Source organism: Halalkalibacter flavus, from assembly GCF_036663575.1.
Taxonomy (GTDB): domain Bacteria; phylum Bacillota; class Bacilli; order Bacillales; family Bacillaceae_D; genus Halalkalibacter; species Halalkalibacter flavus.
Window position 1 is genome coordinate 19,857 of sequence record NZ_JAWRVK010000030.1, and the last position, 21,901, is coordinate 41,757.

Annotated in this window: 26 protein-coding genes; 11 read left to right on the forward strand and 15 right to left on the reverse strand. The window is 37.5% G+C overall.

What is annotated here, in order from left to right:
- The first annotated feature begins 1 nt into the window (after nt 1).
- From SAY88_RS17475 to mnhG, 3 genes are read left to right on the forward strand one after another with little or no spacing between them, the layout of a single operon-like run.
- Complete coding sequence (locus SAY88_RS17475; RefSeq protein ID WP_332633446.1) at nt 2–478, forward strand: Na+/H+ antiporter subunit E; 477 nt, start codon at nt 2–4, stop codon at nt 476–478.
- A complete protein-coding gene (locus SAY88_RS17480; protein WP_250095811.1) occupies nt 478–753 on the forward strand; it encodes a Na(+)/H(+) antiporter subunit F1 in 276 nt (91 codons plus the stop codon). The genes SAY88_RS17475 and SAY88_RS17480 overlap by 1 nt, the downstream gene beginning before the upstream one ends.
- The gene (mnhG, locus tag SAY88_RS17485; protein WP_332633449.1) at nt 740–1,099 is read left to right on the forward strand and encodes a monovalent cation/H(+) antiporter subunit G; all 360 of its coding nucleotides are present in this window, start codon (nt 740–742) and stop codon (nt 1,097–1,099) included. Before SAY88_RS17480 ends, mnhG begins: the two co-directional genes overlap by 14 nt.
- A 182-nt stretch (nt 1,100–1,281) precedes the next feature.
- On the opposite strand, the gene SAY88_RS17490 is transcribed toward mnhG, so the two are convergent.
- Nucleotides 1,282–2,076 carry a phosphatidylserine decarboxylase gene (locus SAY88_RS17490; RefSeq protein ID WP_332633450.1) on the reverse strand — a complete coding sequence of 265 codons (795 nt, stop codon included), beginning with the start codon at nt 2,074–2,076 and terminating at the stop codon, nt 1,282–1,284.
- 135 nt (nt 2,077–2,211) lie between these two features.
- Between SAY88_RS17490 and pssA the strand changes: the two genes are divergently transcribed.
- From pssA to SAY88_RS17520, 6 genes are all read left to right on the forward strand, one after another.
- Nucleotides 2,212–2,751: a CDP-diacylglycerol--serine O-phosphatidyltransferase gene (gene pssA, locus SAY88_RS17495; RefSeq protein WP_332633451.1), complete on the forward strand. Its 540-nt coding sequence runs from the start codon at nt 2,212–2,214 to the stop codon at nt 2,749–2,751.
- 275 nt (nt 2,752–3,026) lie between these two features.
- Complete coding sequence (locus tag SAY88_RS17500; RefSeq protein WP_034625140.1) at nt 3,027–3,302, forward strand: HU family DNA-binding protein; 276 nt, start codon at nt 3,027–3,029, stop codon at nt 3,300–3,302.
- Nucleotides 3,303–3,441: 139 nt separating this feature from the next.
- Nucleotides 3,442–4,248 carry a DUF2935 domain-containing protein gene (locus SAY88_RS17505; RefSeq protein ID WP_332633452.1) on the forward strand — a complete coding sequence of 269 codons (807 nt, stop codon included), beginning with the start codon at nt 3,442–3,444 and terminating at the stop codon, nt 4,246–4,248.
- A 222-nt stretch (nt 4,249–4,470) separates the two neighbouring features.
- Nucleotides 4,471–5,907, forward strand: coding sequence for a carbon starvation CstA family protein (locus SAY88_RS17510; protein WP_332633453.1), 1,437 nt, complete (start codon nt 4,471–4,473; stop codon nt 5,905–5,907).
- A gap of 118 nt (nt 5,908–6,025) precedes the next feature.
- Nucleotides 6,026–6,904, forward strand: a complete 879-nt coding sequence (locus tag SAY88_RS17515) for an SDR family oxidoreductase (RefSeq protein WP_332633454.1) — start codon at nt 6,026–6,028, stop codon at nt 6,902–6,904.
- A gap of 184 nt (nt 6,905–7,088) precedes the next feature.
- Complete coding sequence (locus tag SAY88_RS17520; RefSeq protein WP_332633455.1) at nt 7,089–8,228, forward strand: histidine kinase N-terminal domain-containing protein; 1,140 nt, start codon at nt 7,089–7,091, stop codon at nt 8,226–8,228.
- A 44-nt stretch (nt 8,229–8,272) separates the two neighbouring features.
- Here the strand turns inward: SAY88_RS17520 and sigK are convergent, their stop codons facing one another.
- Entirely contained in the window at nt 8,273–8,980 is a 708-nt protein-coding gene (gene sigK, locus SAY88_RS17525) for an RNA polymerase sporulation sigma factor SigK (RefSeq protein WP_034625153.1), read from the reverse strand.
- A gap of 180 nt (nt 8,981–9,160) precedes the next feature.
- Nucleotides 9,161–10,300 carry a M20 family metallopeptidase gene (locus tag SAY88_RS17530; RefSeq protein WP_332633456.1) on the reverse strand — a complete coding sequence of 380 codons (1,140 nt, stop codon included), beginning with the start codon at nt 10,298–10,300 and terminating at the stop codon, nt 9,161–9,163.
- A 446-nt stretch (nt 10,301–10,746) separates the two neighbouring features.
- Between SAY88_RS17530 and SAY88_RS17535 the strand changes: the two genes are divergently transcribed.
- The gene (locus tag SAY88_RS17535) at nt 10,747–11,367 is read left to right on the forward strand and encodes an NUDIX hydrolase (RefSeq protein ID WP_332633457.1); all 621 of its coding nucleotides are present in this window, start codon (nt 10,747–10,749) and stop codon (nt 11,365–11,367) included.
- 85 nt (nt 11,368–11,452) lie between these two features.
- Here SAY88_RS17535 and SAY88_RS17540 read toward each other — a convergent pair whose 3' ends face one another.
- Nucleotides 11,453–11,698, reverse strand: coding sequence for a YrhC family protein (locus tag SAY88_RS17540; protein ID WP_332633458.1), 246 nt, complete (start codon nt 11,696–11,698; stop codon nt 11,453–11,455).
- Nucleotides 11,699–11,897: 199 nt separating this feature from the next.
- On the opposite strand from SAY88_RS17540, the gene SAY88_RS17545 reads away from it, so the two are divergent.
- Nucleotides 11,898–13,148, forward strand: coding sequence for an adenosylhomocysteinase (locus tag SAY88_RS17545; protein ID WP_332633459.1), 1,251 nt, complete (start codon nt 11,898–11,900; stop codon nt 13,146–13,148).
- A gap of 58 nt (nt 13,149–13,206) precedes the next feature.
- On the opposite strand, the gene SAY88_RS17550 is transcribed toward SAY88_RS17545, so the two are convergent.
- The 11 genes from SAY88_RS17550 to SAY88_RS17600 all read right to left on the reverse strand — a co-directional run bounded on the left by SAY88_RS17550 (nt 13,207) and on the right by SAY88_RS17600 (nt 21,853).
- Entirely contained in the window at nt 13,207–14,499 is a 1,293-nt protein-coding gene (locus tag SAY88_RS17550; protein ID WP_332633460.1) for an amidohydrolase family protein, read from the reverse strand.
- Nucleotides 14,500–14,556: 57 nt separating this feature from the next.
- Nucleotides 14,557–15,150 carry a YrrS family protein gene (locus SAY88_RS17555; protein ID WP_332633461.1) on the reverse strand — a complete coding sequence of 198 codons (594 nt, stop codon included), beginning with the start codon at nt 15,148–15,150 and terminating at the stop codon, nt 14,557–14,559.
- A 222-nt stretch (nt 15,151–15,372) separates the two neighbouring features.
- Nucleotides 15,373–15,849, reverse strand: coding sequence for a transcription elongation factor GreA (gene greA, locus SAY88_RS17560; RefSeq protein WP_250095825.1), 477 nt, complete (start codon nt 15,847–15,849; stop codon nt 15,373–15,375).
- Nucleotides 15,850–15,986: 137 nt separating this feature from the next.
- Nucleotides 15,987–16,622: a uridine kinase gene (gene udk, locus SAY88_RS17565; RefSeq protein WP_332633462.1), complete on the reverse strand. Its 636-nt coding sequence runs from the start codon at nt 16,620–16,622 to the stop codon at nt 15,987–15,989.
- A complete protein-coding gene (locus SAY88_RS17570; protein ID WP_332633463.1) occupies nt 16,622–17,884 on the reverse strand; it encodes a peptidase U32 family protein in 1,263 nt (420 codons plus the stop codon). Before SAY88_RS17570 ends, udk begins: the two co-directional genes overlap by 1 nt.
- A gap of 18 nt (nt 17,885–17,902) precedes the next feature.
- Nucleotides 17,903–18,835, reverse strand: a complete 933-nt coding sequence (locus SAY88_RS17575) for a peptidase U32 family protein (RefSeq protein ID WP_431308890.1) — start codon at nt 18,833–18,835, stop codon at nt 17,903–17,905.
- 17 nt (nt 18,836–18,852) lie between these two features.
- Nucleotides 18,853–19,491, reverse strand: a complete 639-nt coding sequence (locus SAY88_RS17580; protein ID WP_332633465.1) for an O-methyltransferase — start codon at nt 19,489–19,491, stop codon at nt 18,853–18,855.
- A 93-nt stretch (nt 19,492–19,584) separates the two neighbouring features.
- A complete protein-coding gene (gene mltG / locus SAY88_RS17585) occupies nt 19,585–20,736 on the reverse strand; it encodes an endolytic transglycosylase MltG (RefSeq protein WP_332633466.1) in 1,152 nt (383 codons plus the stop codon).
- Nucleotides 20,737–20,845: 109 nt separating this feature from the next.
- Nucleotides 20,846–21,136 (reverse strand): DUF1292 domain-containing protein, encoded by a 291-nt coding sequence (locus tag SAY88_RS17590; RefSeq protein ID WP_250095831.1) that lies wholly within the window; start codon nt 21,134–21,136, stop codon nt 20,846–20,848.
- Between the two features lie 31 nt (nt 21,137–21,167).
- The gene (gene ruvX / locus SAY88_RS17595) at nt 21,168–21,584 is read right to left on the reverse strand and encodes a Holliday junction resolvase RuvX (protein ID WP_332633467.1); all 417 of its coding nucleotides are present in this window, start codon (nt 21,582–21,584) and stop codon (nt 21,168–21,170) included.
- Complete coding sequence (locus tag SAY88_RS17600; protein WP_034625184.1) at nt 21,581–21,853, reverse strand: IreB family regulatory phosphoprotein; 273 nt, start codon at nt 21,851–21,853, stop codon at nt 21,581–21,583. Before SAY88_RS17600 ends, ruvX begins: the two co-directional genes overlap by 4 nt.
- Nucleotides 21,854–21,901: the final 48 nt, after the last annotated feature.

A 21,901-nucleotide genomic window follows, 5' to 3' on the forward strand; every position in this document is an offset into this window, starting at 1 on the left:
TATGGCCTTTCAAATATTATTAAACATTGTCATTGCGCTCATTTGGGCCTTCTTACAAAACAGCTATACTGGCGTTGATTTTCTAGTTGGATATGTGATCGGGATTCTAATTCTTTATGTATTAAGACGCTTTTTACAATTTGATTTTTATTTCCGACGAGTATGGGCGTTCATTAAGTTAACATTGCTTTTCTTTAAAGAGCTTATTTTGGCTAACATTGACGTTATTAAAATTGTGCTTAGTCCAAAATTAAATATTAAGCCTGGTATCGTTGCAGTACCAACAAAGCTTGAAACTGAGTGGGAGTTAACATTGTTAGCATCACTCATATCTCTTACACCAGGTACGTTATCAATGGATTTCTCTGATGACAATAAATATATTTACATCCATGCAATCCATGTACCTGATAAGGAAGAAATGATTCGTCAAATCCATAATACGTTTGAACGTGCGATTTTGGAGGTGACGAAATAATGTTTCATACGATCCTAATGATTGCATTAGCAGCGATGTCGATCTCATTATTCGTCTGCTTCATACGAACAGTTATCGGACCAACTATGCCCGATCGAATTGTTGCATTAGATTCATTTGGCATTAACCTTATTGGATTTATTGGTATACTGATGATGGTACAAGAGACACTCGCTTATTCTGAAGTTATTCTTGTCATTAGTATATTAGCTTTTATTGGTACGATTGCTTTATCTAAGTTTATTGAGAGGGGTGTTGTATTTGACCGCGATTGAGATCATTCTAAGTATTTTCGTTATAATTGGGGCTTTTCTAAGTCTTCTTGGTTCGATCGGGTTAATTCGTTTTCCAGATGTGTATGGTCGTACTCATGCTGCGACGAAAAGCGCAACACTCGGTGTTATTTCAATTATGATAGCAACATTCTTGTTCTTCCTTTGGATTGAAGGAATATTTGCTGGTAAAATCTTGCTAGCTATCTTATTTGTTTTCTTAACTGCTCCAGTAGCTGCCTTAATGGTAGCTAGAGCCGCTTATCGTACAGGAGTTCCACTTTGGGATAAAAGCGGGCAAGATGATTTAAAGAAGATGTATGAAAAGAAAATGAATGAACCGCAATAATTGAATGAAAAAGGCCCGAAATTAATCGGGCCTTTTTTTTATATTCTTAATGAATGCCTCACATTATTGCCCCTAAGAAGCATAGGAGCGGTTGTACTCGTCATTTCTTGATATCTAATACCACTATTTTTAAACTCCGTTAAAAAAGCCGTAGAGCGTTTCTCATCCATATACAAGAGTGTTTAAGAGGTTGTCCCCTTTTGGTTTAATAATGCAATCGTCTCTCCTACTCTCACTTCACTATTTTCTTCAATATCTGTATGCGATAAAAGTCCATTCTCACACAATAACACTACCGTTGAACCAAAGGAAAAATATGCCATTTCGTCCCCTTTGTAGAGGCGCTCTTCATTATGAGTAAGTTCGATCGTATTAATATTCATAGCCCCAACTTTAACAATCGCTAAATGTTTTCCATTTATATCAAGTTCTGAAATCACTCGATAATTTCTAGACAATGGTCTTTTTCCATAGCGCAGTCCTAATGAATTAACAGGATAAGAACGACCACCTAGCTGCCACTGCCTTTTAATAATTCCATCAACTGGACAATGAATTCTGTGATAATGACTCGGACTAAGGTATAAGATAAAATAATGACCATTGAAATAAGGTTCTGCCGCTTGAGCCGATCCAAGCATTTCTTGAATATTATAATCTTGTCCTTTAACGTGAAACACTGTGCCTTTACTGAGGTCACCATGCTGAGCCATAATTCCATCTACAGGACTGATTAGACTGTGTGTTTGTTTATCAATAGGTCGTGAACCAGGCTTTAGTTCTCGAATAAACAAGTCATGTAAATGAACGTACTCATTTAATGGTCTTTTCATTTCCGAATCATTTAAGTGAAACGTACGAGCAAATGGTTTCACTAATGGCTTGCTCATTTTTGATCTTGAGAAACTTCTCAAGGCGGATGATGTCAAACGGTGATTTGTAAGTTCAATACATGAACGAAAAAGCAATTTTTTCAATATAATTCCTCCTAGTATTTGTACAGCAGAAACATTTTTTGTTATCTAGTCGATCTCTTCAACATGTGGTATGATTATTATTTAAGAACGTTAATTTCAATTTGTTTTAGTATAAATTTATAAGGAGTCGATGACATGTTCCTTTTACATCAATTGGATCATACCGTCAAAAAATTAAAAGGGCAAATTGCCAATGCCTTAACCCTTTTAAATTTAGGACTAGGTGCTTTTGCTATTATGTTTATTTTACAAAATGAATTACGGTTAGGACTTCTTTTTATTACGATTGCCGCACTTACTGATCGCTTGGACGGGGCGGCTGCTAGACGCTTTAATAGTACCTCAGAATTCGGTAAACAATTAGACTCTTTAAGTGACATCATCTCATTTGGTGTAGCCCCAGCATTTCTATTATATCAGGCAATTCTGTTTAGTTTCGGTTTACCAGGTATGTTTGTTACAATTTTTTTTATTGCTTGCGGTGCAATTAGACTAGCTCGATTTAACATTACCGAAAGCACAGGGCACTTTGTTGGGCTACCTATTACTGCTGCTGGTTGTATTTTAACATTTCAGCTACTTTTAGTTCCTTATATTGCTCCATTTTACTTTTTGATTATAACATTAGTACTAGCTATATTCATGATTTCAACATTATCAGTTCGGAAAATGTAAGAGGTAGACAAACTAGTCACCTCTTATTTTTTTACAAAAATCGCGGTCAGAATCAAAAAAATAAGGGATCATGTCAAAAAATGAGAAAAAAATGGTATAATATGCTTTAATTTCCGCTGAAAGTCTTGACACCACTAGGGTTTCATTATTAAATAAAGTTGCGGCTTTATTTTTAGCTTGTCGAAACAGGACAGTTATTAAAAAATGAAGAATGAACATTTCACCACATGGATAGAAGTGTTTTTCAAAACATGGTATGAAAGGGAGTTTTTTTCATGAACAAAACAGATTTAATTAATGCAGTATCGGAGCAAGCAGACCTTTCTAAAAAGGATGCGTCAAAAGCAGTAGACGCAGTTTTCGACAGTATTACAACAGCTCTTGTTGAAGGTGGAAAAGTTCAACTAGTTGGCTTTGGTAGCTTTGAAGTGCGTGAGCGTTCTGCACGTAAAGGACGTAACCCTCAAACTGGACAAGAAATTGAAATTCCTGCTACAAAGAACCCAGCATTCAAGCCAGGTAAACAACTTAAAGACGCTGTAAACGAATAAGATTAAAACATAACGATGAGATAAGCTCTCATCGTTTTTTTATTCGATAGTTTTTAATTCGTCTTGATATTTGCCTCATATTGCTCTTTGTAACAACATATTGTTGATTGAGTTACTATCCTTAAGGGAGGTTCGTTCATTGAATAACTTCTATCATAGCGCATTGTTTGAACATCAATTTTGGTTACAGGTTTTAGGTGATCATGCTAGATTTATTCGAGATACTCTGTCTCCAATGGAAACAGAGTTTGTCCAAACGGCTATAACTTTTATTGATACGTTTGATTCACTCCTTGATACGAGTCGTCAAAACCTTACAATGGAACAGCTTCAACGTCTTACTGAACAAGCAAATGAGCAAGCACACGGAATAAGGGCTTTTAAGCTTGAAATTATTCGTGAACACTTGGTCGGCGACGTAACGATAGAACTTAGTCCAACCTTTCTGAATCATATGGTAAATGAGGTTGATGAGTATTTGCGAATTCTCCCTTACTTATTAGAGCAACAAGAACCTCCAATCGCTCATCCGCTCCACCATCACTTAGTCTGGCTTCTTGATGCAGCAGGTCATGCTGGTGGCATTAACGATTCACTAGATTTAGTTGAGAAACAGCTGCAAGAGCAGAGTCAAGCCTTTACAAAACGTTTTGAGCAGTTTTATATTAAAGCAGTTGAAATGGCTGGGTATTTGCGGGCAAATGTTGATCAGTTTCCTGCTCTTGAACGGTTTAATGAAAATGTTAAACTTGAGCTAATTTTGTTCAAAACATTTTTAGAGGAACTAGAAGAATTGGAAATGACGAATAAGCTTTTAGGTACACTGGATCAGTTAATGGCTGATCATATGGCACGTGAAGAATGTTATTACTTAGAAAAGTTAGCTCAATCTGCTCATCTCGAGGCACCTGACTGTGATCCAACAAAAGCGCGATCAAAAGAATAATTATTTAAAAAAGATGATCCTGCTCTAGGATTTATCTTTTTTTATTTGTATATTAGACGAGCTAACCCTCTCTATGAAAGTAATAAATTAGTCTTTTTGCATGTGAAACCGCTTAAATTTAATGAATTTAAAGTTTTTTCAGAAAAATATATTGATTCGTTTGTAAGAAATAGTTACAATACGTATCATACTTAGATTTTTCAGATAATTGGAGGATTCATTATGTTTACTTTTCTTTTTGCGATTGCGTTTCTTGTTATTGGCTATTTTATTTATTCTAAAATTGTGGAACGCATCTTCGGTATAAATGATCAAAACAAAACACCTGCTTATACAAATTCTGATGCAATAGATTACACACCGATGCCATGGTGGAAAGCAAGCTTAATTCAATTATTAAATATTGCTGGTCTAGGTCCTATTTTTGGTGCTGTGGCTGGTGCATTATATGGTCCAGTTGCTTTCATTTGGATCGTTATTGGTTGTCTTTTTGCTGGAGCAGTCCATGATTATTTTTCAGGAATGCTATCTTTACGTCATAATGGAGCACAATTTCCAAGCTTAGTTGGTCGTTACCTTGGTAACACTATGCGCGTTATCATTAACGTTGTTTCAATTATACTTATGATTCTTGTAGCGGCAGCGTTCACTGCTGGTCCTGCACAATTAATTTCCAGTCTTACACCACTTTCTTTTACAGTAGCACTTGTTCTTATTTTTGCTTATTTTCTAGTTGCTGCCGTGTTACCAGTAAATCGCATAATTGGCCGGATTTACCCTATATTTGGTGCCATTTTAATCTTTATGGCTGTTTCAATTGGGATTGCGTTACTATTAACAGATCGCCCCATCCCAAATCTTACATTTTCTAATTTACACCCTGGTGACTTACCAATTTGGCCTTTATTAATGGTTACTATTTCATGCGGGGCAATCTCTGGATTTCACAGTACGCAAAGTCCGATTCTCGCACGTACGATCAAACGTGAATCACATGGTAGAAAAGTGTTTTACGGAGCAATGGTTGCTGAAGGAGTCATTGCACTCATTTGGGCTGCGGCTGGTATGACATTCTTTGGCGGTACTGGTGGTCTTCAAGAGGCACTAGCTGCTGGTGGGCCTGCTGGAGTAGTTAATGAAATTTCAACTACACTTCTTGGTACACTTGGTGGAATTCTTGCAATTCTTGGGGTTATTATTCTCCCAATTACAACAGGTGACACAGCGCTACGTTCTTCGCGTATGATGGTATTTGAATTAGTTGAGAAATTCTTTAAAGTTCGTGGGCTAAAAGGGGTGTTATTAGCTACGATCCCTGTTACTATTCCAGCCTTTTGGCTTTCAACGATCGATTATACATTCTTATGGAGGTACGTTGGAGGGACAAACCAACTCGTTGCCACAGTCATGCTTTGGACAGCAGCAATGTACTTATTAGAATCACGTAAATTCCATTGGATTTGTGGAATTCCTGCGTTATTTATGACAGCTGTTGTTTCGACTTATTTCTTATATGCACCAGAAGGGTTCTCTCTTCCATATGAATTGTCACTTGCCATTGGTGGTGTGATTACTCTTGTTGTTGCTATTTGGTACATGAATAAGATTCGTAAAGCTCATAGACAGTCAGTAAATTCATCAAGCTCGCATGCTGCTTAATTTATTCAAGGTGTCCTAGAAGGATAATCTCCCTCTAGAACACCTCTTTTTCATACTCTGATTATTTCCTCCTTCTAAAGAGCAATCTAATAATGATTTTTTTTAAAGGAGTGATCATATGAAATATAGTGAGATACAATCTAAACAAACGGACGGGCAGCCTTCTCAATCTCAGAATCACCAACCAGGACTCGAAAGTAAGATGACCCCCTTACCTGTCTATGACGATCCAAACTATAAAGGAAGTGGAAAGTTAAAAAACAAGGTAGCACTTATTACAGGTGGTGATAGCGGGATTGGAAGAGCTGTTGCTATTGCCTTTGCGAAAGAAGGAGCCAAGGTAACCGTTGTCTACCTTGAAGAACATGATGATGCTAAGCAAACGAAAGAAGAAGTTGAAACATACGGTGGAGAGTGTCTGTTGCTATCTGGGGATATAGGAGATGAATCCTTCTGTCAAACAGCAATAGAACAAACGATTTCTACTTTTGGAAAATTGGATTGTTTAATAAATAATGCAGCTGAACAACATTATCAAGAAAACATTGAAGATATCTCAGTTGAACAAATGGAACGTACCTTTAAAACGAATATCTTCTCTTGCTTTCATTTTATTAAAGCCGCCATGCCACATTTGCAAAAAGGAAGTACGATTATCAATACGGCTTCCATCGTTGCGTACAAAGGAAATCCGGTATTAATAGACTATTCTTCTACAAAAGGAGCAATGGTTGCCTTAACTCGCTCTCTCTCTCAAAGTATTGTATCGAAAGGAATTCGCGTAAATGCAGTAGCTCCTGGTCCTATTTGGACCCCTCTTATTCCTGCATCTTTTCCTGCCGATCAAGTGGCTACATTCGGAACGAATAGTCCTATGGGCAGACCAGGACAGCCGGCTGAATTAGCACCAAGCTACGTGTACCTAGCCTCCGATGACTCATCTTATGTAACAGGGCAAGTTCTTCATGTAAATGGTGGAGAAGTTATTAATGGATAGAGGCTAAATGATTTGTCATAAGTCACCCAAGTGAGCTAGGTGGCTTATTTTGTGTGAGGTCGTTGATCAAATACTATTTAATTCTTAAAAATTGAAAGGAATTACTCACAAATTGTCTAATTAAACTAATACCATCATTATTTTGACATGGTGATTTCATTGGAAAGTGGTGACTTATTTTACTATGTCATTAAAGCCTGATTTAACTAATGTTGTCCCTCAAGCAATAATTGATTTTCTAGAAAAGAACGAATCGAATTTTATCACAATGTGGCAAGAACAAACCATACAAGATCAGGCAGATATCCATAAAGAAAAAGTAAAAGAGAACGGTTATTTAATGTATATTTTAATCAAAAATACATTACTGGACACAGTTACTATGGAAGATGTCAAACATTTAGCCTACAAAGTAGCAAAGGAGCGTGTCGAAGCGAATATAAACATTGGCGACTTTGTTTATAACGTTAATATTGGTAGAAGTATCCTAATTAAATTTGTCCTACAAGCAGATGTAAATAGTAATCAGCTCTCTATCATCGTAGATAAGATTAATACACAATTTGATCAGTTTTGTTATCATGCTGTCACAAGATATACAAAATTAATAAATAGAGAGCTTGAGGAAAAGAAGCTATTTATTCATCAAACTCATAAAGACAAACTGGCTATTTTAGGTCAAATGTCTTCAAGTTTTGTACATGAATTTAGAAACCCGTTAACATCAATTATTGGCTTTAATAAATTGCTGCGAACAGAATACCCAAACTTAAAGTATTTAGATATCATCGAACTAGAACTAGATCAATTAAAATTTAGAATTACTCAGTTCTTGCATACATCAAAAATGGCCACTATAGAAAATCCAAAAGAAATCTTTATATTAAGTGATGTGCTAGACGAAATATTAAGCTTCCTCTATCCAAGCATTGTCGATTCGGATGTTCTTATCTTCACGGACACTGACGCTAAAATTAATATTGAAGCTCATAAGGATGAAATAAAGCAAGTATTTTTAAATGTATTATTTAATTCAATTGATGCAGTTATGCAACGGCAAAAACCAAGAGAAATACACTTGAGATGTTTTATCGAGGATGAACGCGTTATCATAGAAGTTTCAAATAACGGTCCAATGATTCCACTAGATGTCCAAGAAACGATCTTTGAACCATTCTATACGACGAAGGAACTAGGCACAGGAATTGGATTATTTGTTTGTAGAAAAATCATTGAGAAGCACTCAGGGGAACTAACCTGTTCTTCAGACGAACAAAAGACGACTTTTCGTATTTCCCTCCCTTTTAAAAAAACACACGCTTGAAGAACACAGCAAGAGGTGTGCCAACCTGGCACACCTCTCCACCATTACCCTTTTCCTTGGCTTTGTTTATAAAATTCATGGAAAAGCTTCATTAACGCTCGCTTTTCAATTCTAGATACATAACTACGTGAGATCCCAAGTTCTTTCGCAATTTCACGCTGGGTGCGCTCTTCTTCTAAATTTAGACCAAAGCGCCCCACAATGACTTCTTTTTCTCTGTCATCCAACACATGTATGAATTTATAGATTTGTGTTTTCTCCATATTTGTTTGAATGACATCGACAATATCTTCGCCTTCCTCTTGAAGAACATCAATTAACGTGATTTCATTCCCCTCTTTATCCGTTCCAATCGGATCGTGAAGAGATACATCCTTCTTGACCTTTTTTAAGGCTCTCAAGTGCATAAGAATTTCATTTTCAATACATCGTGCAGCATAAGTTGCCAGCTTTGTCCCTTTTCCATCAGAATAGCTTTCTATAGCCTTAATTAAACCGATCGTTCCAATTGAGATGAGATCTTCCGTATCTTCCCTTGTGTTTTCAAACTTCTTAACGATATGAGCCACCAAACGTAGGTTATGTTCAATTAGAAGGTCGCGTGCTCGTTCATCACCCTCCTGCATAAGCTTTAAGTATTTACGTTCTTCATCTTTTTTGAGTGGCTGTGGGAAGGCGTTATTTTTCACATATGATACGAAGACGATAACTTCCTTAAATAAATATGAAATCGCTGCAATTATTGTTGACATCTCATCACCCCCATAATGTCGTTACTTTAACACTATGTAAAACTGGGCTTGGTCGTGTCTGTACAACAAAAATAAAGTGTATTTTATCTTTTTTACATATTTGCCTTACTATTTTTTATAAGGAATTAAAAAAGAGAACCATTTGCAACATACATGCAAGAGGTTCTCTCTAAAGGCCAATTAATTATTTTTTTCGCTCATTAACCGTTCTATTACTTTAGCTAATAGCAACGTTCTCTCTGTTAGAGACGATATAACTAAGTATTCCTTCTCACTATGTGCATGGCCACCAATAGGCCCTAGTCCATCAATTGTCGGGATTCCCATTGCTGAAGTAAAAGAAGCATCTGAACCTCCACCAGTTTTTGTATCTTTTAAGTCAATCCCTAACTCTGCAGCAACATTTCTGACGATCTGAAAAAGTTCTTCAATTTTCTTATTTTTTAACATCGGAGGCCTTCTCATGTCACCTGTTAGTTCAATTTCTGTCCCACTAACATCAGAAGAGGCACAAACTTTCTCTATTTTATGTTCCATTTCTTCTGCTTGTTGTAAAGTAGCGACTCTGACGTCAATATGTCCAACGGCCATAGCTGAGACTGTATTAACTGCATCTCCACCTTCTATAATGCCAACATTGACGGAAATCCCCTGTTCGTGATCGTTTAATTCATGCAATTTTACAATCTTATGAGCAAGCTCTTCAATCGCACTTCTCCCTTTTTCGGGTTCTATTCCTGAATGAGCAGCCTTCCCATGAACTTCAATCGTAAATCGACCACTACCACGACGTTCCGTCACTACGGAACCATCTCTTCTAGCTGGCTCCATTATAAGTGCATATGACTTTCCGATTGCTTCTTTTTCAATAATTGGTCTCGATGTCAACGATCCTGTTTCTTCATCACTATTTAAAATTACTTGAACACCTTTATAAGCATCTGAACCTATGTCTTTTAAATAGCGTAGTGCATAAATGACGGAAACAAGACTAGCCTTCATATCAATGACACCTGGACCATAAGCACGTCCGTCTTTTATTGAAAAAGGACGTGCCTTTGCCGTCCCTTCTTCAAACACTGTATCCATGTGAGCAACGATCAAGATATAGGATTTCTGCTTTTCTGAATGACGAAGGATCAAATGGTCACCAACTTCCTTCTGCTTCACCCTTTGAACATCAAAACCTAGCTCAGTAAAATATGGCAGCAGTATCTTGCCAATTTGATCAACACCAACTTTATAATATGAACCACTATCTATGTTAACTAAACTCTCTAGTAAACCGAGCATCTCTTTCTCTTTAGAATGAACGTCCATCTTGCCCTTCCCCTTACCCTAATTCCTAATAGCTACTTGCTACTTGCTACTATTATTTTCATGTATTTCAACTCTTTTTGCAAGTCACATTCGTCTAGTTCCAAATTATACATATTATTAATGTCAATGATACAAATCAAAAAAATGAGCGATTCAATTGAACCGCTCGCAATGGGGGAGAGTAGAGAGAACATTTTTGGAAGCTAGGTCAATGACCTTTCCTGTATTTAATGTACCTTACTCTGAATCTGTTTACAGCACTTATGTGATATTTCCTTACAGAAAACTTCTGAATTGTCATATTTCGTTAAATCCATTCACACTTTTAGTAATTTTGCAAAGCCTGTCTTTAAGCTGCTATTTTCTATTAATACTGTATAATATAATATTATTTGTGTAATTGGGTACTGACTTTTACGTTCATACTATAATAAGGAGGTTTCTGAATGAATGAACTTTCTGCAATAAAGAGGCAACTTACAAATAGAAAAAGTGGCATTCTCGGATCACAGGCAATGCAGTCTGCTGTTATTGTTCCTTTGGTTTATGTGAAGGGTGAACTATCAATTCTGTTTGAAGTGCGCTCTAAAAAGTTAACGAAACAGCCTGGTGAAATTTGCTTTCCAGGAGGAAGAATTGATAAAACTGATCCGACGCCAGAAGCAGCTGCCATTCGTGAATTAACAGAGGAAATAGGTTTATCTGAAAAGTCTATAAATATTATCGCTCCACTTGATGTACTTGTCACGCCATTTCGCGGTATTATTTATCCTTTTATAGGTGACTTGCAAAGTCTTGATCAATTAAAAATCAACCATGATGAAGTCGATCATACTTTTACTGTCCCACTTTCATATTTGTACGAGCATGAACCGGACGTTCATTCAATGAAATTATGGTTTGAACCTGGTGTAGATTTCCCAATAGATAAAGTTCCTAATAAGCGCTCTTATTCCAATCGGTATAATGAGATTCCAGAATACTTCTACTATTATCAAGACTATGTAATTTGGGGATTAACAGCACGAATTTTAAGTCATTTTTTAGATATAACCAAACCAAGATAGCCTAGCCTGGCATCTTGGTTTTTGATTTCCTATGTAAAACAAAAAAGAAGTGAACTCGACTGAATCTCAGTCCACTTCTTCTATCTTATGAATGTTTGCTATCTTCATATATCTGCTTTTGGGTATTCATTGCTAAACGATGAAATACAACTGCTAGTGCTAGCACAATAAAAATGCCGCTAACAATTAAACTAGGTGCCGTAATAACCGTATGCTCTGTTGGAATCACTAACCCGATAAACAGAAATATACTTAAAGACAATAGAATGAAACCAAACTGCTTGTAATCCTTGACTTTCGCTTCAAGTTGCTTTAACTTTTTATCTTCCATTTATCTTCCTCCTACTCTCCATTCATTCTATCACCTTTTTAAAAGAATAGATGATGCAATGTCTGTTAATTTAGCAAGAGGATTCCAATTTTAATGTTTTCTTTTCCACCCCCTTCAAGCACCATACGCTTTCATCTCTACACATAATACGGTATCATTATCTTTAGTTTGAACTACATATATTGGAGGAACATGAAACATGAAAAGTATTGTACGAGATATGAGCCTTGCACCTGAAGGTCATTTGAAAATTGATTGGGTGAAAGAACATATGCCAGTGTTAAATCGCATTCGTGAGGAATTTGAACGTACCCAGCCTTTCAAAGGTTTGAAAGTAGCGATTTGCCTGCATTTAGAAGCGAAGACAGCTTATCTTGCTAAAGTAGTGAAAGCAGGAGGAGCCGATGTATATATTGCAGGAAGTAACCCTCTTTCTACTCAGGACGATGTTTGTGCTGCCTTAGTTGAAGATGGGATTACCGTTTTTGCTAAGCATAAACCAGACCCAGAAGAATTTAAGCAACACTTAATTATGGCCCTTGAAGTAGAACCAGATTTAATCATTGACGATGGTGGAGACTTTACAACACTCCTTCATTCAGAACGCCCTGACTTAATTAAGAATATTCGTGGTGGTTGTGAAGAGACAACGACTGGAGTAATCAGAGATAAAGCATTAGAAAAATCAGGTGATCTTCCTTTCCCAATGATCGCCGTTAATGATGGATATTGTAAACATCTCTTCGATAACCGTTATGGAACTGGACAATCTGTTTGGGACAGCATTAACCGTACAACAAATTTAGTTGTAGCAGGAAAAACAGTCGTTGTCGTTGGGTATGGCTGGTGCGGACGTGGTGTTGCTATGCGTGCTAAAGGGCTCGGTGCCAAGGTAATCGTTACTGAAGTAGATAGCATTAAAGCGATTGAAGCTTATATGGATGGCTTTGAAGTTATGCCGTTAGTAGAAGCTGCAAAAATGGGAGATTATTTTATTGCCGTAACAGGAAATCAATATGTTATTCGTCAAGAGCATTTGGAAGTGATGAAAGATGGGGCAATTCTTGCTAATGCAGGGCATTTTGATGTAGAGGTCAACAAGCATGACCTTGCTGCGTTATCCACTTCAAAGCGCGAGGTTCGTAAAAACATTGAAGAGTATGTAATGAAAGACGGACGTAAACTCTATTTACTTGCAGAAGGACGTTTAGTCAACCTAGGTGCAGGAGATGGACACCCTGCTGAGATTATGGATATGACCTTTGCTTTACAGGCGGTATCTTTAGCTTATGTTAATGAAAAGTACAAAGAGATTGGTAACCGCATTATTACTGTACCTTATGAACTAGACAAACAAGTCGCTCAATTAAAACTAGAAGCGTTAGGTATTGGCATTGACTCATTAACGGATGAACAAAAAGTTTATCTCGAGAGTTGGAAAATAGATTAACCATCTTGAAGAACCCCTTCACAATGTAACATTGCCGAAGGGGTTCTTGTAATTGCATTTAAAATTGTTCGACCAAACGGTTCACTTCAAAAATAACCTTCTCTTCATCTATTGTTATGCATTCACCATTTTTCACAACTTGCTTTCCTTGAACAAATACATCTTTCACATCTCGTCCACTTCCTGAATATACAAGATGAGAAATCGGATTATGAGCCGGTTGGTAAAATGCTTGTTTTGTATTCATCACAATCAAGTCTGCTTCTTTCCCGACCTCAAGGCTTCCTATTTGATCCTCTAGCCATATTGCTTCCGCTCCATGTAGAGTAGCCATTTGTAATGCCTTTTCAGCTGGAATGAGCGTTGCATCATTACGAACACCTTTAAATAATAATGCTACCTGTTTTAATTCTTCAAATAAATCTAGATTGTTATTAGAAGCTGAACTGTCTGTCCCAAGAGAAACTGTAATACCTTTGTTCAACATTTCTGGAACTGGTGCAATACCGCTTGCTAATTTTAAATTACTAATAATGTTATTTGAAACTTTCACATCATTTTTTGCTAAGATGTCCATTTCCCAATCTTCAACATGGACAGCATGAGCGACAAGACTTCTTTTTGAAAACACACCAAGCTTTTCTAAATGCTTAACAGGGCGTTCTCCATACTCTTTTTCATTTTGCTCCACTTCCGCCTTTGTTTCAGACATATGAATATGAATCGGAGCGTCTAGCTCAAGGGCTTTGGATACAATTTGTTCGATAAATTGAGGGTTGCACGTGTAAGGTGAGTGCGGTGACATCATTGTTGTAATTCGACCATTCGCTTGATTGTTCCAGTTTCTCACAAAACTCGCGGCTTCTTCTAACTTACTCTGGCGCAACTCTTCAGTCCCAAAACCAATCATCCCTCTACATAGTCTAGCTCTTGCTCCTGAAGCCTCTACAGCCATTGCAACCTCATCCATATTGTCATACATATCAACAAACGTTGTGGTACCTGTACGCAGCATTTCGATCAGCGATAGATACGTTCCCCATTTCGCGTGTTCCTTCGTATATTGAGCTTCAATAGGCCACATCTTCTCCTCTAACCATTGTTGCAATGGAAGATCATCAGCGTATCCACGAAGGAGTGACATGGACGCATGACCGTGCGTATTCACTAAGCCAGGCAACACATAATCACCTTGAACATCGATAACTTCATCATACTCAGCCAGGTTTTTTGGAACTTCTCCTACATATGTAATTTTTCCATTCTCAAAAGCAATAGCTCCTTTTTTATATACCTGATTCGTAGGATTAACTGTAATGATCATCCCGTTTATTAAAATCGTTTTTGACATAAAAAAATCCTTTCTATTGTTGGAGAGGCTGTCATTATGACAGCCTCCTTCCAATTATTAATTTACCTTGTTCTTCTCGACTGGCATCCAGCCATGTCCATCAATCCATTCAATATACACTTCATAACGTTCACCTATGTTACTCTTATCACTCACTTCACCACGTGCTCTCGTTGGAGAACCTCCATTTCCAAGCCACCAAATTTCCATATCAGAAAAACCAGTAGCTTGTTGAATAGCCATTACCATTTCATTCCAGTTGGTACTATTTTTAGAGAAATCAGGTGTAAACTCACCAGTTTGTGATGTTCCAACTGGTTGCCATTCACCTTCTGGGATTGGCTCAAGTTCCTGTTCTTCCTCATCCCATTCATTCTCTTCTTCTAGACCACTTTCCTCACGAATTTCTGGTTCTGACTCTTCCACGCCTGCTCGTCCTTGTGTTTCAACAGGATCAGGAATTGATTCTGTTTCACTTTCCTCTATCTCATCTAACAAATCATTATCACTACTTGCTTCTTCACTTTTTGTTGAACTGAAGAAGATTTGGACTGCAAATACAATAATAAGAATGGTGACTATTGCTATCGCCACATTCAAAATACGATTGACTCGCTTCTTTTTTCGTTGCTCATAACGATGTCCTTGCATATCTCCACTCCCTTAATACTTTTTCTTTCTGAGGTTATTATACAAGATCTTCTTAAAAAGAGCGAGAACAGGTTCATACAAGTTCATACAATGTTTCACATAATTAAAGGGTGATGACTAGAAAGGTTTGTTTTTTACCGTTTTGGATGCCACCTTTTCCGGACTTATGAGAGCCCCAATTAAAAAAGCTACTCATCAATAGAGCAGCTTTTTTAATCGTTATTAGTTAATATCAACAATCTTGATTTCCATTTCTCCACCAGGTGTATTTACGGAAACGGTATCATTAATGCTTCGTCCTAATAAACTTTGTGCCATTGGAGAATCATTAGAAATTTTGCCTGCAGCTGGGTCTGACTCCGCACTACCTACAATCGTGTACTCTTCCTCATCTCCGTCTGGAAGCTCAATGAATTTAACCGTTTTTCCAAGAGAAACCACATTTGCTGCCCCTTCTTCTTCCTCGATCATAACGGCATTACGGATCATTTTTTCAAGTTGAGCAATACGACCCTCAACAAATGCTTGTTCTTCCTTCGCTGAATCATACTCTGAGTTCTCCGAAAGGTCACCAAAGCTACGAGCAATTTTTATACGTTCAACGACTTCTTTTCGTCGCTCCGTCTTAAGATATTCTAACTCGTCTTCTAATTTCTTCTTTCCATCCATTGTCATATAATGCTTTTTCTCTTCTGCCATGTCTTTCACTCCTCATCTACTACGATCAATAAATAAATGCATGTAATATAGATAGTTCAAATACCTATGTAGACTAAAAACTCGGATGACCGAGTTTTTATAATCGTCTCATAAAATATAGACCTGCTCTTATGCTATTACAAAATCGCTTTCTCTTCAATAATTGTACGAATTTTAGTTACCATTAGATCAATTGCGACACGATTCTGCCCACCTTCTGGCACAATTACATCAGCATAACGCTTTGTTGGTTCAATAAACTGCAGGTGCATTGGTCTAACAACTGACGTATATTGATCAATTACTGACCCAATTGATCGACCACGATCCTCAATATCTCTGACAAGTCTTCTAATGATACGAATATCTGCATCAGCATCAACAAACAGTTTAATATCCATCATATCACGCAAGCGTTCATCCTCAAGTATCAAAATTCCTTCCACAATAATAACATCCTTTGGTTCAATGACGATAACATCATTAGACCTTGTATGTGCTTTATAATCATAGACAGGTTTTTTTATTCCTTTACCTGCTGAAAGTAGTTGTAAGTGCTCTAATAGTAGATCATTATCAAATGCTAATGGATGATCATAATTTGTTTCCAAACGTTCCTCAAAGCTTAGATGACTTTGATCTTTATAATAAGCATCCTGTTCAATTAATACAATTGATTGTTCATTAAATTGATAAAAGATTTCTTTCGCTACCGTTGTTTTACCAGACCCTGTTCCCCCGGCAACACCGATAACAATAGGTTTTTTTGACATTATCTTACCTCTTTACGCATCATGTTTTGCGGATACACATGCTTATCTACTTTAAAACGAACAATTTGTAATGGATGTCTTGCTGCATCAATTTCATTTCCGTCTTCATCCCAGATTGTTCCGACTTTTTGAATAAAATTTGAGATTTCCGGTCCAAAAAATTCAATTTCATCACCCGTCTTAAAGTGATTTCGTTGCTGCAATGTAACCATCGATGTCTGCTCATCATAATCAAGAACTAGCCCTGCAAAATCATACTTTGTTCGTTTTGGATGCTTCCCATACATTTGTTCTTCAAATGTTGGTTCACCTTCAAAGAATTGTGGAGCAAAGTCCCGATTCGCACACTTTTCAAGCTCATCTAGCCATGCCTTATCAATTTGGAAGTTATCAGGATCTGCACAATATGCATCAATGACTTTACGGTATACACTTGTAACCGTCGCTACATAGTGAATTGATTTCATCCGGCCTTCAACCTTTAGACTGTCAATCCCTGCTTCAATCAACTTCGGAATCGCTTGAACGAGGTTTAAATCTTTTGGACTCATTGTGTATTGAGGATCGCCTTCTTCAAATAAAGCTTTCTCGCCATTTTCATTCGTCTCATATAAATCGTATTCCCAGCGACATGATTGACAGCATCCACCACGATTTGAGTCACGAGCTGTCATATGATTACTCAAAACACAGCGCCCTGAATAAGAGATACACATGGCGCCATGAATAAACGCTTCAATTTCAATGTCTACTTTTTTCTTCATCTCAAGCATCTCTTCTAGACCTACCTCACGTGCTAGAACGACACGATGAAGCCCCTCTTCTTTCCAGTACTTTACTGCAAGCCAGTTACTTAACGATTGCTGTGTACTTAAATGTACTTCTACCTTAGGGGCTACTCGTTTACAGGTCTCAATGATAAGAGGATCTGCAACGATAATTCCTGTAACCCCCACTTCTTGAAGAGATTGTAAATATTCTTCAAGCCCGTCCATGTTTTCATTATGAGCAAAGATATTTGTTGTCACATAAATTTTTGCACCATATTTATTAGCAAACTCGACCCCTTCTTTCATTTCCTCAATAGAGAAGTTGTCAGCATTTGACCTAAGACCAAATTCACGTCCGCCGATAAATACAGCATCTGCACCATAATGGACCGCAACTTTGAGCTTCTCTAAGCTCCCAGCTGGAGCTAAAAGTTCTGGTTTCTTTGTAATCACACGTTTTCCTTCTTTTGTCCGTTCTGCAATAGTTGCCATCTTCATAAGCCTCCCTTCTTAATATACCGTTTCTTTAAAGAAGAACCCTGTATCTAATTTTCGGTTTTCTGGTTGAATTTCTTCTAGTTTGTTTAAATATTCCTCTTTGCGCTCTTCGTATTCATCACGGTTCGTTACACATAAATCAATAGCCTCACGGTAGAGAGCTGTTGTTGTTTCCAGATAATCCGTAGACTTTAGCAGGCCATCTATTTTAAAGCTATCGACCTCTGCATCAATCATCTCTTCTAATTCGTCAATGATGCAAATATCATTCGGACTCATAATATGAGTTCCATTTTCATCTTCAAAGATTGGGTAACGCGCATTTCGTTCGGGATCAAATAAGTGTAAATTTCGCTCTTTATCACGTTTTTCCACAGATAAATTTTTCCCTTGGAACTGCATATAGTTTCCAATTAAAGTTCTCTTTGATTGAAACATACTTGTCATTCCATGAACTTGAACCTCTATTTCAACTTCAGCATTTTCTTTGATTTCTACAATTGCATCCATGTTGATCTCTCGAGCTAAAACAGCACGTTTTGCTCCTTTACGACCCCAATAATTAGCGGTAAACCAGTTGGTTGCTGTCTGTTCTGTATTCCAGTGTAATTTCATATCAGGTGCAACTTCCCGTACTGTCATTAAAACAGCCGGATCTCCAAAAGTAATTCCATCTACACCTGCTTCATGTAAAAATTGAACATAATCAGCCAACTCGTCTACTTTTTCATTATGAAAAAGAGCATTCATCGCTACATAAACTTTTTTCCCTTTAGTATGAGCAATAGTTGTCGCTTCTTTAACAGCGTCTCTTGAAAATTCTCCTGCTAGACGAAGACCGTAGCGTTCCTCCCCAATAACAATCGCATCAGCCCCAGCTGCAAACAATCGATTTACAGCTTCCATGTCCTTTGGTGTGACGAGTAGTTCAGGTTTCTTCTCCATCATTTCACCAGCTCCTTTTATTTCTTAATGCTTACAGCCAATCCATCTCCCACAGGCAAAATTCTTGTCTCATAATGTGGGTGATTCATCAACCATTCATTATAGCTTTTTATCTTTTTCGCTATTTTTTGCAAACGTTTATTTTCTATGTCTTCTTCTGCAACTAACCCACGGAAGAGCACATTATCTGAATAAATTACACCACCAGTTTTCACATATTTCCCATAAAGATCGAAAAAACGCTGGTATTGTCCTTTGGCAGCATCAATAAATAATACATCAAAAGGTGGTTCTGATTCAAGTGTTTGAACTAAATCAAGAGCATCACCAAACTTAAGATGAATCCGGTTGGTAAGTCGAAGAGACGTAATATTTTTTTCTGCTTCATTAAACCTTTCTTCATCTCGCTCAATCGTTATGATTTCAGCAGCAGGTAATGCTTGAGCCATTCGAATAGCCGAGTAACCAATCGCTGTACCAATCTCAAGAATCCTCTTAGGCTCATGCAGTTTCATTTGCTGTAAGAGACTTTCCATCCCGACTAAATCCATTATAGGAACATGATTAATCCTTGCATATTCTTCTATTTCTTCAACTTGATCACCACGTGTGGGAATGATTGATTTCAAATAATTCTCTACTCGTTTATTAATCATTTTTACACTCCATCCATTCTGTCATTAAACCATAAAAAAAGGGAGTGTTCTTATATACTTGAACACATCCCCCTTAAAAAATCCATGATCATTCTATTCTTCTTTAGTCTCTGTGGACTGGCCTTCAACCCATTCATTACGGTATCTTTGATGAGTACGGTTATGCTCTTCATACGTTTCGTTATAAATGACTTCTCCATTAAAACGAGCATAGAAGAACAAGTAATCTGTCTCTTCAGGATTCAAAGCAGCTCTAATTGAATCCTTACCTGGGTTAGCAATAGGGCCTATAGGGATTCCTACATAACGATACGTGTTATAAGGTGAATCAACCTCTAACGCAGCATAGCTTGTCATATATAGGTGCTCACCGAGTGCATAAGAAACAGTTGGGTCTACTTGAAGCCTCATGTCCCTATCTAAACGATTGTACAACACTCCTGAAATCAGATAGCGATCCTCTGACTTCTGAGCTTCCCGTTCAATAATCGATGCAAGCGTTAAAATTTCATGAGCACTGTATTCACTTTGTTCAAGCTCAGTAGAAAATTCTTCTAGCACACTCTGTGTCCCACTAAGCATGGCTTCTACTATTGATTGGATAGAAGGGTTCTCTTCCATAAAGTCATAACGTGCAGGGAACAAATAGCCTTCTAATGCATAACGAATGTCCTCTTTTAAAATGTCTTCTGTTAACATTGAGTATTGATCAATTAGCTCTTCTATATACTCTTGATCGGTTAAAACTTCCATTACTTCTTCTTCGCTATGATCCGTTTCACGGGCGATAATCTCAGCAACATCTTCAAGCCATCTCCCTTCAGGTACTGTGAAAACCAACTCAGGTTCTTGTAGTACCCTTCCTTCTTTCAATTCCGCAATAATATCATCCATTGTCATCGCAGTTGAAAGAGCATAGTCTCCAGCTTGAAACCCTGATTCGTTTTTATACCGAACATAATATCGAAACATTGTTCCACTTCTAACAAGTCCCTCTTCCTCTAATATGGTTCCAATCTGGTTCGCAGTTGATCCAATGGGAATAGTAACTTGAATTTCCTCTGGGTTATCTGAATCAACAGGACCCAGCACATTGGTCACGTAAAAATAAGAAATAATTAATGTAATGATACCTATCAAAAATAAACCAATTAAACTAAAAAAGACGATTTTCCTCACAACTCGTGCCTGAGAAACTCGCTCTTCATACAATTCATTTCGTGGTTTTTCGTTGGAATTAGACATCATTCTCCTCCTTCCACCGTCTTATTATACTACATTTCGACGAAAGTTAAAGAGAAAAAGCAGTACCCTGGTCTTGGGTACTGCTTTTTCTCGAAAAAAATATCTTTTGTTACTCCTCATCTTCAGGCTGAAACGTATTTAACATCTCTTCAACCATTTCCCACTCTTCATCTGTTTCCACTGGGAATAAAGCAATATCGTCTTCTTCGCCTTCACGATCTTCATAGCGGAAAGCAAAAACTTCCACTTCTTCTTCATCGTCTTCATCCGCACCAACAGGCGTCACTAAAATATATGACTTCTCTGTTGCATCAACATGAAACCTGAATAACTCATCAAAAAGATGCTCGTCCCCATTCTCATCAGGGATTACAATTCGTTCTTTTTCTTGTTCTGTCATTATGTTTGCACCTCTTGTAATTAGTTAGGTTCTAACCTTTATGGTCAAGATACCCTTGTAAAATCATGACCGCAGCCATTTTATCAATGACTTGCTTTCTTTTTTTACGACTCACATCTGCAGAGATGAGCATTCTTTCTGCAGCAACAGTCGTTAAACGCTCATCCCACATCTTTATCGTGCACGAAACATGATTACTTAATGTATCAGCAAACAATTGACTTCGTTCACCACTAGGACCAATCGATCCGTTCATATTTTTGGGCAATCCTATTACAATTGTGTCGACGCCATGTTCTTTAACAAGGTTGGCAATGGCTTCAAAGTCCTTGTCTTCTTCATCTTCTTCACGTCTAAGAGTCGTTAACCCTTGTGCAGTCCACCCGAGTTCATCACTTAAAGCGACTCCTATCGTTTTAGTTCCAACATCTAATCCGAGTGCTCTCATCCATTCTCCTTACGGTGCTGTGATAAATAGGATTTTACTAACTCTTCAATTAGTTCATCACGTTCTAGCTTACGAATGAGTGTCCGCGCGTCCTTGTGACGCGGAATATACGCAGGATCTCCTGAAAGTAAATAGCCAACAATTTGGTTAATGGGGTTATAGCCTTTCTCCTCTAGTGACTCATATACAGAAAGGAGCACCTCTTGGACATCAACATCAACCGTGTCATCATGAAAATTAAATTGCATCGTTTTGTCCATAGAGCTCATCACAAACACCTCTTTCATTCATTGCTGTCAGACAAAATTCTTCATAGA